The organism is Micromonospora sp. URMC 107 (assembly GCF_051386315.1).
GTDB lineage: Bacteria > Actinomycetota > Actinomycetes > Mycobacteriales > Micromonosporaceae > Micromonospora.
This window is the reverse complement of record NZ_JBPQTK010000157.1, coordinates 1-11,752: the sequence shown is the minus strand read 5'-3', so window position 1 is coordinate 11,752 and position 11,752 is coordinate 1. Positions and strand designations below refer to the sequence as shown.

11 protein-coding genes are annotated in these 11,752 nt (G+C 73.4%); 6 read left to right on the top strand and 5 right to left on the bottom strand.

Translation table 11 applies throughout. The annotated features are described in order from the left end of the window. Positions 1–9: 9 nt before the first annotated feature. Together ACSNN9_RS25225 and ACSNN9_RS25220 are read right to left on the bottom strand one after the other, a co-directional pair. Entirely contained in the window at positions 10–1,071 is a 1,062-nt protein-coding gene (locus tag ACSNN9_RS25225) for an aspartate-semialdehyde dehydrogenase (RefSeq protein ID WP_436675705.1), read from the bottom strand. Between the two features lie 5 nt (positions 1,072–1,076). Further along, positions 1,077–2,342, bottom strand: coding sequence for an aspartate kinase (locus ACSNN9_RS25220; RefSeq protein ID WP_089003025.1), 1,266 nt, complete (start codon positions 2,340–2,342; stop codon positions 1,077–1,079). Between the two features lie 224 nt (positions 2,343–2,566). Here ACSNN9_RS25220 and ACSNN9_RS25215 point away from each other — a divergent pair, with 224 nt between their 5' ends. From ACSNN9_RS25215 to leuA, 4 genes are all read left to right on the top strand, one after another. Further along, entirely contained in the window at positions 2,567–3,391 is an 825-nt protein-coding gene (locus ACSNN9_RS25215) for a hypothetical protein (protein WP_436675704.1), read from the top strand. An 85-nt stretch (positions 3,392–3,476) separates the two neighbouring features. Further along, the gene (locus ACSNN9_RS25210) at positions 3,477–4,004 is read left to right on the top strand and encodes a nitroreductase family protein (protein WP_436675703.1); all 528 of its coding nucleotides are present in this window, start codon (positions 3,477–3,479) and stop codon (positions 4,002–4,004) included. 94 nt (positions 4,005–4,098) lie between these two features. After that, a complete protein-coding gene (locus tag ACSNN9_RS25205) occupies positions 4,099–4,635 on the top strand; it encodes a hypothetical protein (RefSeq protein ID WP_436675702.1) in 537 nt (178 codons plus the stop codon). 250 nt (positions 4,636–4,885) lie between these two features. Further along, positions 4,886–6,637, top strand: a complete 1,752-nt coding sequence (gene leuA / locus ACSNN9_RS25200) for a 2-isopropylmalate synthase (protein ID WP_436675701.1) — start codon at positions 4,886–4,888, stop codon at positions 6,635–6,637. Between the two features lie 22 nt (positions 6,638–6,659). Here leuA and ACSNN9_RS25195 read toward each other — a convergent pair whose 3' ends face one another. Next, entirely contained in the window at positions 6,660–8,111 is a 1,452-nt protein-coding gene (locus ACSNN9_RS25195; RefSeq protein ID WP_436675700.1) for an MFS transporter, read from the bottom strand. Between the two features lie 108 nt (positions 8,112–8,219). On the opposite strand from ACSNN9_RS25195, the gene ACSNN9_RS25190 reads away from it, so the two are divergent. Beyond that, entirely contained in the window at positions 8,220–8,882 is a 663-nt protein-coding gene (locus ACSNN9_RS25190; protein ID WP_436675699.1) for an HNH endonuclease family protein, read from the top strand. Next, positions 8,864–9,319 (top strand): hypothetical protein, encoded by a 456-nt coding sequence (locus ACSNN9_RS25185; protein ID WP_436675698.1) that lies wholly within the window; start codon positions 8,864–8,866, stop codon positions 9,317–9,319. The genes ACSNN9_RS25190 and ACSNN9_RS25185 overlap by 19 nt, the downstream gene beginning before the upstream one ends. Before the next feature lie 78 nt (positions 9,320–9,397). Here ACSNN9_RS25185 and ACSNN9_RS25180 read toward each other — a convergent pair whose 3' ends face one another. Beyond that, on the bottom strand, positions 9,398–10,501 hold the full coding sequence (locus ACSNN9_RS25180) for an ABC transporter ATP-binding protein (protein ID WP_436675697.1): 1,104 nt from the start codon (positions 10,499–10,501) through the stop codon (positions 9,398–9,400). Beyond that, positions 10,498–11,595, bottom strand: a complete 1,098-nt coding sequence (locus tag ACSNN9_RS25175) for an ABC transporter ATP-binding protein (RefSeq protein ID WP_436675696.1) — start codon at positions 11,593–11,595, stop codon at positions 10,498–10,500. The genes ACSNN9_RS25180 and ACSNN9_RS25175 overlap by 4 nt, the downstream gene beginning before the upstream one ends. Positions 11,596–11,752 lie beyond the last annotated feature (157 nt).

The following is an 11,752-nucleotide window of genomic DNA, read 5'->3' as shown; positions in this document are numbered from 1 at the left end:
GGGTGGGGGTCAGCGGGGGGTGAGTTCCTTGGCCAGGAGTTCGGCTATCTGGGCCGTGTTGAGGGCGGCGCCCTTGCGGAGGTTGTCGCCGGTGACGAAGAAGTCCAGCGCGCGGGGGTCGTCGACGGCGCGGCGGATCCGGCCCACCCATGAGGGGTCGGTGCCGACCGCGTCGATGGGCATCGGGAACTCGCCCGCGGCAGGGTCGTCGACCAGGATCACCCCCGGCGCGTTCCGCAGCACCTCGCGGGCGCCCTCGGCGTCCACCTCCGTGGCGAAGACCGCGTGCACCGCGACGGAGTGGCCGGTCACCACCGGAACCCGTACGCAGGTGGCGGAGACCTTCAGGTCGGGCAGCCCGAGGATCTTGCGCGACTCGTTGCGCAGCTTCATCTCCTCGGACGACCATCCCGCGTCGGCCAGGGAGCCCGCCCAGGGCACCACGTTCAGCGCCAGCGGCGCGGGGAACGGACCCACGTCGTCGCCGACCGCCTGGCGTACGTCGCCGGGGCGGGAGCCGAGCACCCGGTCCCCCGCGATCTTGGTCAGCTGGGCGTGCAGGGTGTCCACGCCGCTCTGGCCGGCGCCGGAGGCCGCCTGGTAGGAGGCGAGCACCAGTTCGCGCAGCCCGTACTCGCGGTGCAGCGGGGCGATCGCGATGATCATCGCCAGGGTGGTGCAGTTGGCGTTGGCGATGATGCCCTTCGGCCGGTTGCGTACCTGCTCGGGGTTGATCTCCGGCACCACCAGCGGGACGTCGCGGTCCATCCGGAAGGCGCCGGAGTTGTCCACCGCGACGGCCCCGCGGCCGACCGCGATCGGCGCCCACCGCGCGGAGACCTCGTCCGGGACGTCGAACATCGCCACGTCGACGCCGTCGAACGCCTCCGGGGTCAGCGCCTGGACGGTCAGCTCCTCACCCCGGCAGCGCAGCCGCCGCCCGACCGAGCGCTCGGAGGCGAGCAGCCGGATCTCGCCCCAGACGTTCTTCCGACCGCTGAGCAGCTCGCACATCACCGTGCCGACGGCACCGGTCGCCCCGACCACGGCCAGGGTGGGCAGCGGCGACACGGTGGCTACCGTCCCGTCCCCGCGTAGACGACGGCCTCGGTGTCGCCGCCGAGGTCGAAGGCCTCGTGGATGGCGCGCACGGCGGCGTCCAGGTCGGTGTCGCGGCAGACCACGGAGACCCGGATCTCCGAGGTGGAGATCATCTCGATGTTCACCCCCGCCGCGCCGAGGGCGGCGAAGAAGCCGGCCGCGACGCCGGGGTGCGAGCGCATGCCGGCCCCGATCAGCGAGACCTTGCCGACGTGGTCGTCGTAGAGCAGGCCCTTGAACTTGACCGACTCCTGGATCTTGCTGAGGGCGGCCATGGCCGTCGGGCCGTCGGCCTTGGGCAGCGTGAAGGAGATGTCCGTGCGGCCCGTGCCCTCGGTGGACACGTTCTGCACGATCATGTCGAGGTTGATCTCGGCGCCGGCCACGGTGTCGAAGATCCGCGCGGCGGCGCCCGGCTCGTCGGGCACCCCCACGATCGTGATCTTGGCTTCGCTGCGGTCGTGGGCGACCCCGGTGATCAGTGCTTGCTCCACAGGAAGGTCCTCCATCGATCCGGTGACCATCGTGCCGGTGTTGGTCGAGTATGACGAACGGACGTGGATCGGCAAGCCCGCCCGGCGGGCGTACTCCACGCTGCGCAGGTGCAGGATCTTGGCGCCGCAGGCGGCCAGCTCCAGCATCTCCTCGTAGGTGATCTGGGTGATGTGCCGCGCGTTCGGGACGATCCGCGGGTCGGCGCTGAAGACGCCGTCCACGTCGGTGTAGATCTCGCAGACGTCCGCGTGCAGCGCGGCGGCGAGCGCCACGGCAGTGGTGTCGGAGCCGCCCCGGCCCAGCGTGGTGACGTCCTTGGTGTCCTGCGAGACGCCCTGGAAACCGGCGACGATGACCACCGCGCCCTCGTCGAGCGCGCCCTTGAGCCGGCCCGGCGTGACGTCGATGATCCGCGCCCGGCCGTGCACCGACGTGGTGATCACGCCCGCCTGGGAACCGGTGAACGAGCGGGCCTCGTACCCCAGGTTGTGGATGGCCATGGCGAGCAGCGCCATGGAGATCCGCTCCCCGGCGGTGAGCAGCATGTCCAGCTCGCGGCCCGGCGGCAGCGGGCTGACCTGGTTGGCCAGGTCGAGCAGCTCGTCTGTCGTGTCCCCCATGGCGGAGACCACCACGACGACGTCGTCGCCGGCCTTGCGGGCGGCGACGATGCGCTCGGCCACCCGCTTGATCCGCTCCGCGTTGGCGACGGAGGACCCGCCGTACTTCTGCACCACGAGTGCCACGACGGTGCACTCCCTCCCAGCGACGACCCTGAGCGTGCCGACGCCGCCGGATCTCTACCGGCGGCGCGCGTCAGACGCACCCAGGGTATCGGTCGGCCGACCCGGGCGGGTCGGGTGATCCCACGATCCGGCCCGGCCGCGCGGGGCGGGGTGACCCGCGACACGCCGGGGCGCTGCGCGCGGCAGGGCCCACGCGCGCCGTTTCCGGGCCGCAGAATGGCCCCGTGCACGCCCATCCCCGCCCGGCCGGCCCTACCGCGAAGCCCGCGCGTCGGGCCCGCCGCCTCGCCGGCCCGCTCGCGCTCGCCCTGCCCGCGCTCCTCGTCGCCTGCACCGCCGACCGGCCGGTCGCCCGGCCCACCCCCACCTCGACACCGGCACCGGCGGGGCTGGACGCGGCGCGCGACGAGCTGGCCGCGCTGGCGGCCGCCGCGCAGGACCGGCACCTGATCGCCAGCTACACGCTGCGCGCCCCCGGGTCCCCGGACCGGACGGTCCTGGTGACCAGCGCGAACGACGGCAGCTGGCGGGTCGACGTGCCGGGCGGCGCGCTCGGCGGGACCGCCGACGTCTCGTTCGCCGCCACCGCCGACGGGCTGTTCCAGTGCGCCCTGCCGTCCGCCGCCCGGCCCGAGCCGGCGGCCTGCGTACGCCTCGGCGACCCGGACGAGGCCGTGCCGCGGCGGCTCGATCCCCGGGTGCAGCACCCGTTCACCGACTGGCTGGACGTGCTGACCGACCGGCGGGCCCCGCTCGCCGTCTCGCCCGCCCAGCCGCCGCCCGGCGCGTCCGGCGCCTGCTACTCGGTCGAGACCACCTCGGCGTCGATCAACGCGCCGCTCGACGTGGGGATCTACTGCTACGGCCCCGACGGCACGCCCACGGCGGTGCGTACCGCGTTCGGCACGCTGATCCTCGCCGGGACGCCCGCGCCGGCCCCGGCCACCGTGCAGTTGGCCGGCCCGGTGGTCGACGCCGAGCCGCTGGGCACGGCGACGCCGGAGCCGACCGCGGAGCCGACCGTGAGCCCGAGCGCGGGAACGTTCTGACCACGGGTGACGTTACGGGTGCCGTTCGCCACATTCGGACATCCCACCCTTAACTACTGAATCGCCCTTACGGGACACTCGCCCCATGGCCGACCTCACCCCGCTGCTCGCGTTCCGCTGGAGCCCCCGGTCCTTCGACCCGGTGGCGGAGCTGTCCCGCCAGGACGCGTCCGCGCTGCTGGAGGCGGCCCGCTGGGCGCCCTCGGCCGGCAACGCCCAACCGTGGCGGTTCGCGCTCGGGCACCGCGACGACGAGACGTTCAAGCGGATCCTGGTCAACCTGCCGGAAGCCGACCAGCGGTGGGCCCAGCGCGCCTCCGCGCTGCTGCTGTGCGCCCACCGCACGGGCTCCGCCGGGCACGCGTACGACCTGGGCCAGGCGGTCGCCCACCTCACCGTGCAGGCCACGGCGCTCGGCCTGCACGTACGCCAGCTGCGCGACCTCGACCACGCCGGCCTGGCCGCCGACCTCGACCTGCCGGCGGGCGTACGGCCGCACGCGGTGGCAGCCGTCGGGCAGCTCGGCGACCCGCTCAGCCTCCCCGCCGACCTGCTCCGCTCGGAGACCGGCCTGCGCCGCCGCCTCCCCCTGGCCGACCTGCTGCTGACCTGAGGGCCGCCGCTCCGAGGAACGCCTCAGGGCAGTTGCCGGCGGGCAATACCGTGAGCGTCGTCACGCGGTCCCTCGACGGCGACTTCGGAGTGCCATGGACGCCAACACGATCACCGCCATCTGCGCCACCGGCATCGCCGTGGCCTCGCTCGCCGTCTCCGTCACCGAGACGACCGCCTCCCGCAGGCACAACCGCCAGTCGGTCCGGCCGCTGCTGCAGTTCGAGTACCGCAGGCTGGACGGTGGCGAGACGGGGGTCCGTCTCTCGAACCACGGCCTGGGCCCGGCCATCGTCACGGGCACCACACTCACGCTCGACGGCGCCGTCCTCGGCCCGTGGGAGGAACCCGAGCTCTCCCTGCTGCGCCGGCCCCTGCCGATCCGGCCGCGGGTCCGCGCGCTGAGCGAGGGAAAGATCCTGCCCGCCGGTTTCAGCGACTTCCTGCTCTACCTCCCCGACTATCGCGCCGAGGCCGACGCCTGGTTCTGGGACCTGATCAGGCGGCGGATGCGGATCGAGGTCCGCTACGAGTCGCTCTACGGACGCGACGAGCAGCGGGCCGTGTCGGCCCTGCCGTACAGCGGCGAGAAGCCCCGTCCGAGCGCCCCGGCGGGGCCTCGGGAACAGTGAATCCGGTCCCATAGTCCGGACCGGCCTTCCCGCACCCCGGCCGGCCACGTAGGGTTACCTGGTCATGTGGCAGGCGTACCTCCTCCTTGGTCGCCGCGACGAGGCCTGAAGGCCGGCACCTCGTCGCGGAGTCGAACCGCGCCGTCCAGCACATCCGAACTTCCCATCGGCAAACCCCGGGCACCGTCGCCCGGCACCTGGCCGACACCTTCCGATTGCTGACGCCACATGTTCCAGGGAGCACTCCGTCATGGCTCAACCCGTCACCGACGCTGAGACCGATCCGATCGCCCGGCAGCGCCCCAGCCGGATGCCGTACCACCGCTACCAGCCGTACCAGCAGCAGTTCCGGATCGACCTGCCCGACCGCGGCTGGCCGACCCGGCACGTCGAGGTCGCGCCGCGCTGGTGCGCGGTGGACCTGCGCGACGGCAACCAGGCGCTGATCGACCCGATGTCGCCGGAGCGCAAGCGCCGGATGTTCCAGCTGCTGGTGCAGATGGGCTACAAGGAGATCGAGGTCGGCTTCCCCTCTGCCAGCCAGACGGACTACGACTTCGTGCGGCAGCTCATCGAGCAGGACCTGATCCCGGAGGACGTCACGATCCAGGTGCTCACCCAGTGCCGGGAGCACCTGATCGACCGGACCTTCGAGTCGCTGCGCGGCGCGCGACGGGCGATCGTGCACTTCTACAACTCGACCTCCACGCTCCAGCGGCGGGTGGTCTTCGGGCTGGACCGCGACGGCATCGCCGACATCGCCACCCAGGGCGCGCGGCTCTGCCGCAAGTACGCGGAGATCCACACCCCGGACACGGACATCCACTACGAGTACTCGCCCGAGTCCTACACGGGCACGGAGCTGGAGTACGCGCGGGAGGTCTGCGCCAAGGTCATCGAGGTGGTCGACCCGACCCCGGACCGCAAGCTGATCGTCAACCTGCCGGCCACCGTCGAGATGGCCATGCCGAACGTCTACGCCGACTCGATCGAGTGGATGCACCGGCACCTGCCCCGCCGCGACAGCCTGGTGCTGAGCCTGCACCCGCACAACGACCGGGGCACCGGCGTCGCCGCCGCCGAGCTGGGGCTGCTGGCCGGCGCGGACCGGGTCGAGGGCTGCCTGTTCGGCAACGGCGAGCGCACCGGCAACGTCGACCTGGTGACGCTGGGGCTGAACCTCTTCTCCCAGGGCGTCGACCCGATGATCGACTTCTCGAACATCGACGAGGTGCGGCGCGCCGTCGAGTACTGCAACCAGCTCCCGGTGCACGAGCGCCACCCGTACGCGGGCGACCTGGTCTACACCGCCTTCTCCGGCTCCCACCAGGACGCGATCAAGAAGGGCTTCGACGCGCTCGCCAAGGACGCGGCGGCGGCCGGGGTGCCCATCGACCAGCACACCTGGGCGGTGCCCTACCTGCCGATCGACCCGAAGGACCTGGGCCGCACCTACGAGGCGGTCATCCGCGTCAACTCGCAGTCCGGCAAGGGCGGCGTCGCGTACATCATGAAGAGCGAGCACCAGCTCGACCTGCCGCGCCGGCTCCAGATCGAGTTCTCCGGCGTGGTCCAGCAGGTGACCGACCACGACGGCGGCGAGGTCGACCCGGGCACGATGTGGGAGATCTTCGCCGGGCACTACCTGCTCGACCACCAGGTCGACCCGGCGCTCACCCTGGACGGGTACGCCATCGGCACCGCCGAGGGCAAGGTCGAGATCGAGGCCCGCGTCGGCCTGGGCGGGGAGCCCCGCTCGCTGACCGCGGTCGGCAACGGCCCGATCGACGCGTACGTCAACGCGCTCCAGTCGGTGGGCGTGGCGGTACGGGTGCTCGACTACCACGAGCACGCGCTCTCCTCCGGCGGGGACGCGCAGGCCGCCGCCTACGTGGAGTGCGAGGTCGACGGCCGTACGGTCTGGGGCGTCGGCACCGATGCCAACATCGTCACCGCCTCCGTGAAGGCCGTGACGAGCGCCGTCAACCGCGCCCGCGCCTGACGGGCCGGGAAGGGCACCCCGTTCAGGCAGGGTGCCCTTCCCGGCGCCGGGGTGGGCGGTGGATGAGCAGGGCCGCCATCGCCGCCCCGGCCAGCAGCAGGCCGGCACACCAGAGCATCGCGCCCCGGTACGCGGCGGTCAGCGCGGCCGGCTGCGCGTAGCCGGAGCCGGAGAGCCCGACCAGCAGCGGGAGCGCGGCCACTGCCAGCAGGCCGCCGGCGCGCGACGCGGCGTTGTTGAAGCCGCTCGCCACGCCGGCGAACCGGTCGTCGACCGCGGCCAGCACGGAGGCGGTCAGCGGAGCCACCACCAGCGTCAGCCCGATCCCGAAGAGCACCACTCCGGGCAGCACGTCCCGCCAGTACGACGCGTCGGGGCCGACGCCGCGCAGCAGCACCAGCCCGGCGGCGGCCACCACCGGCCCGACGGTCAGCGGCAGCCGCGGCCCGATCCGCGCCGACAGCGCGCCGGCCCGGGCCGAGCCGACCAGCAGCAGCACCGTCATCGGCAGCAGCGCGACCCCGGTGAGCAGCGCCGACCAGCCGACCACGTTCTGCAGGTGGACGGCGAGGAAGAACGTGAAGCCGCCGAGCGCCGCGTAGACGAGCACGGTGAAGACGTTCAGCACGGAGAAGAGCCGGCTGTTGAACAGGCCGGTGGGCAGCATCGCGGCGTCCCCCCGGCGCCGCTCGACCAGCACGAAGGCCGCGGCGCCGGCCACGCCCGCCAGCGCGGCGGCGAGCACCGGCACCGAGTCGAAGCCCCGGACGGGGGCGTCGATCAGCGCGTACGTGACGCCGGCCAGGGCGAGCGCGCCGAGCAGCGCGCCGGCCACGTCGAACCGGCGGCGGCGCCCCGACGCCCCGGTGCGGGAGGCAGCCTCGTCCCGGCTCTCCGGCACCCAGCGCAGCGCCGCCAGCAGCACGAGCACGGCCAGCGGCAGGTTGAGGAAGAAGATCCACCGCCAGGAGAGCGCGTCGATCAGCCAGCCGCCGAGGAACGGGCCGAGCGCGGTGGAGACGCCGGACAGCCCCGACCACGCGCCGATCGCGCGGCCCCGGTCGTCCGGGTGGAAGCTGGCCTGGAGCACCGACAGCGAGCCGGGGGTGAGCAGCGCGCCCCCGGCGCCCTGGAGGAACCGGGCCGCGATCAGCCACCCGGTGCCCTGGGCCAGGCCGCAGAGCAACGACGCGAGGGTGAACCAGACCACCCCGAGCAGGAAGACCCGCCGCCGCCCGAAGCGGTCGCCGAGCGCGCCGCCGAGCAGGACGAAGGCGGCGAGCATCAGCAGGTAGCCGTTGACCGTCCACTGGAGACCGGCGACGGTGGCGCCGAGGTCCGCGCCGAGACGGGGCAGCGCCACGTTGACCACGGTGGTGTCCAGGAAGACCATGCCGGAGGCGAGGACGGCCGCGAGCAGGGTGCCCCGCCCGGGGGCGGTGCCCAGCCGGAGCGCGGGGGCGGTTTCGGTCATGGGGTCCAATCTGCCTCGCACGATATGAGAGACGCCACGAATCGCCGAAACCAGGCCCGGGTACTGTGCGGGATCGCCGGGAGCCCCCAAGCTGGAGAGGTGTCGTCTGTGCGTACCAGATCAGGACCGCGCGCCGCGGTGACGGCCGCGCTCGCCGCGGCGCTGGCGCTCGGCGCGGCCGGTTGTGCCGCCGTCGACGAGCCGGACACCCCGCCGAGCAGCGGTGGTGGCGGCAACGCCGCGCAGAAGCTGGCCCAGCTCACCGTGGCCACCGCCGGGTCGATGAAGGGCTACAGCCGGGAGCGCTTCCCGCACTGGCGGGACACCGGCAAGAACTGCGACGTACGCGACAGCGTGCTGAAGCGCGACGGGGAGGACATCCGGCTCTCCGGCTGCAACGTCGTCGACGGCCGCTGGGAGAGCGTGTACGACGACCGCGCCCTCACCGATCCCTCCGACGTGGACATCGACCACATGGTGCCGCTGGCGAACGCGTGGCGTTCGGGCGCCGACGAGTGGGACGACGCGAAGCGCGGCGAGTTCGCCAACGATCTGGACCGGCCGCAGCTCATCGCGGTTTCCGCCTCCTCCAACCGGGCAAAGGGTGACCAGGACCCGTCCCAGTGGAAGCCGGCGAACCGGTCGTTCTGGTGCCAGTACGCCGAGAACTGGGTGACGGTCAAGCACCACTGGCGGCTCACGGTGACCACTGCCGAGAAGGCCGCCCTGACCGACATGCTGGAGGGCTGCACATGGGCGAGCAAGCCGTGACCGGAGCCGGGGCGACGCCCGCCCCGGAGCAGACACCGGACGCCACCGGGGAGGACGCGGCGGCGGCCACCGGCAGCGCGCCGGCCGGGCCGACCACGGCCGGCATGACGGCGGACGGCGCGGCCGGCGCGACGAGCGGGGTGCCGGGGGCCGGCATGGCCGCCGACGCCGAGGGCACGTCGACCGCCGCGCAGGAGCGTACGGCCGACATCGTGCCCGGCCCGGGCGGGGTGATGACCGACGAGGTCGGTGTGGTCACCGGCGAGCTGACCCTGCGCACCGGGTACGCCGACGGTCAGGTCACGCTGACGGTGCAGTACAAGGACGCCGACGAGTGGTACACGGTCACGGGCGGCCGGGTCGCGCTGGCCGACCCGGCCGGGCTGGACGCGGTGCACGGCGTCGCGGTCGCGCTGCTGCACCGCCCCGAGGGCTGATCCCACCGCCCCGAGGGCTGACCCGCAGCGCCCGACGCCCGGACGCGCCCCCGTCGAGGGCCGCGTCCGCGACGCGGATCAGACGTACGAGCCGGGCTCGTTGGGGGCGGAGACGATGTGCGGCTCCTCGCCCTCGCCGACCGGGCGGGTGAGCTGCACGCTGACCTTGTGCGGGCGGAGTTCCCCGCTGGCGATCCGCTCGGCGAAGTGGCAGGCGACCCGGCTGCCGCCGACGTCCCGCAGCGCGGGCCGCTCGTCGGCGCAGCGGGTCGGCTGCGCCCACGGGCAGCGGGTGTGGAACCGGCAGCCCGCCGGCGGGTTGGCGGGCGAGGGCAGGTCGCCGGCGAGCAGGATGCGCTCCCGGCGGTCCTCCACGTCCGGGTCCGGCACGGGCACCGCCGACATCAGGGCCCGCGTGTACGGGTGCATCGGCTCCGTGTAGAGCCGGTCACTCGGCGCCTCCTCGACCAGCGCGCCCAGGTACATCACGCCGACGGTGTCGGAGATGTGCCGGACCACCGCGAGGTCGTGCGCGATCACCAGGTAGGTCAGGCCGAGGGTGTCCTGGAGGTCGTCGAGGAGGTTCACCACCTGGGCCTGGATCGACACGTCGAGCGCGGATACCGGCTCGTCGGCGACGATCAGGTCCGGCCCGAGCACCAGCGCCCGGGCGATGCCGATGCGCTGCCGCTGGCCGCCGGAGAACTCGTGCGGATAGCGGGAGAGCGCCCAGCGGGGCAGGCCGACCTTGTCCAGGGTCTCGCCGATGACCCGCCGCCGCTCGTCCCGGTTGCCGCCGATGCCGTGGGCGTGCAGGCCCTCGGTGAGGATCGACTCGACGTTCTGCCGGGGGTCCAGGCTCGACATCGGGTCCTGGAAGATCATCTGCATCCGGCGGCGCATCGACCGCAGCTTGCCCGACGGCAGCTTCGTCAGCTCGACGCCGTCGAACCGGACCTCGCCGCCCGTGGGCGGGGTGAGCTGGAGCAGCGCCCGGCCCAGCGTGGACTTGCCGCAGCCGGACTCGCCGACCAGGCCGTACGTCTTCCCGCGCGGGATGCTCAGGTCGACGCCGTCGACGGCCTTCACGTGGCCGACCGTCCGGTCGAAGATCACCCCCCGCCGGATCGGGAAGTGCACCTTCAGGTCGCGGACCTCGACGAGGATGTCGCTCTCGGTCACGGCTTCTCCTCCTCGCGCGGTGCGGGCACCGGGCCCGCGGTCGCCTCCGCGGCCGGGGCGGTGGCGGCCGGCACCTCCGCCGGGGCGGTGCTGGTGGCGGCCGGCCGGGGCAGGGTGCCGGGCACCGGCGCCGGGTTGACGCAGCGGTAGCTGCGGCCGTCGTGGGCGAGCACCAGCGCGGGCGGCTCCCCGACGCACTCGTCGACCCGCCGCGTGCAGCGCGGCGCGAAGGCGCAGCCGTCCGGCCAGGGCAGCAGGTCGCGGACCGAGCCGGGAATCGGGTTCAGCCGCTCGCCGCGGCCGGCGTCCAGGCGCGGCACCGAGCCGAGCAGCCCCACGGTGTACGGGTGCCGGGGCTCGCGGAACAGCGGGCGACGGCGGGCCGTCTCCACCACCCGGCCGCCGTAGAGCACGTTGATGGAGTCGCACATGCCGGCGACCACGCCCAGGTCGTGCGTGATCATCACCAGGGCGGTGCCGGACTCCCGGACCAGCTCCTTGAGCAGCTCCAGGATCTGCGCCTGGATGGTGACGTCCAGCGCCGTGGTCGGCTCGTCGGCGATCAGCAGCCGGGGCTTGCAGGCCACCGCCATCGCGATCAGGGCGCGCTGCCGCATGCCGCCCGAGAGCTGGTGCGGGTACTCCTTCAGCCGCCGCTTCGGGTCGGGGATGCCGACCCGGTCCAGCAGGGCCGCCGCCTCCTTCTCAGCCGCCGCGCCCTTCATCCCCCGGTGCCGCGTGAGCACCTCGGTGACCTGCAATCCGATCGGGATCACGGGGTTCAGCGAGGAGAGCGGGTCCTGGAAGATCATCGCCACGTCGCGGCCCCGGATGTCCCGTCGGGACCGGTCGTCGAGCTGGAGCAGGTCCGTGCCGTCGAAGACCGCCTTGCCGCCGACGCGCAGGCCCGGCTGCTTGGGCAGCAGACCCATGATCGCCAGCGAGGTGACGCTCTTGCCGCAGCCGGACTCGCCGACCAGGCCGACCACCTCGCCCGCGTCGACGGAGAAGGAGACCCCGTCGACGGCGTGCACGGTGCGCTGACCGCGCCGGGCGAAGGTGACGGAGAGATCTTCGACATCAAGCAGAGCCATGTCGGGCCCGCCTTTCGTTCGCGGCTGCGGGGCTCGCAAGCTCACTCCTCGCGCTCACCGTGCTGGCCTTTCGTTCGCGACTGCGGGGCTCGCAAGCTCACTCCTCGCGCTCACCGTGCTGGCCTTTCGTTCGCGACTGCGGGGCTCGCAAGCTCAC

What these genes read in the sequence shown, in the direction of transcription:
- ACSNN9_RS25175 (WP_436675696.1), bottom strand. Translation starts at nt 11,595, where the DNA reads ATGGCTCTGCTTGATGTCGAAGATCTCTCCGTCACCTTCGCCCGGCGC.
- ACSNN9_RS25210 (WP_436675703.1), top strand. Translation starts at nt 3,477, where the DNA reads ATGGCCGACCTCACCCCGCTGCTCGCGTTCCGCTGGAGCCCCCGGTCC.
- ACSNN9_RS25195 (WP_436675700.1), bottom strand. Translation starts at nt 8,111, where the DNA reads ATGACCGAAACCGCCCCCGCGCTCCGGCTGGGCACCGCCCCCGGGCGG.
- leuA (WP_436675701.1), top strand. Translation starts at nt 4,886, where the DNA reads ATGGCTCAACCCGTCACCGACGCTGAGACCGATCCGATCGCCCGGCAG.
- ACSNN9_RS25205 (WP_436675702.1), top strand. Translation starts at nt 4,099, where the DNA reads ATGGACGCCAACACGATCACCGCCATCTGCGCCACCGGCATCGCCGTG.
- ACSNN9_RS25185 (WP_436675698.1), top strand. Translation starts at nt 8,864, where the DNA reads ATGGGCGAGCAAGCCGTGACCGGAGCCGGGGCGACGCCCGCCCCGGAG.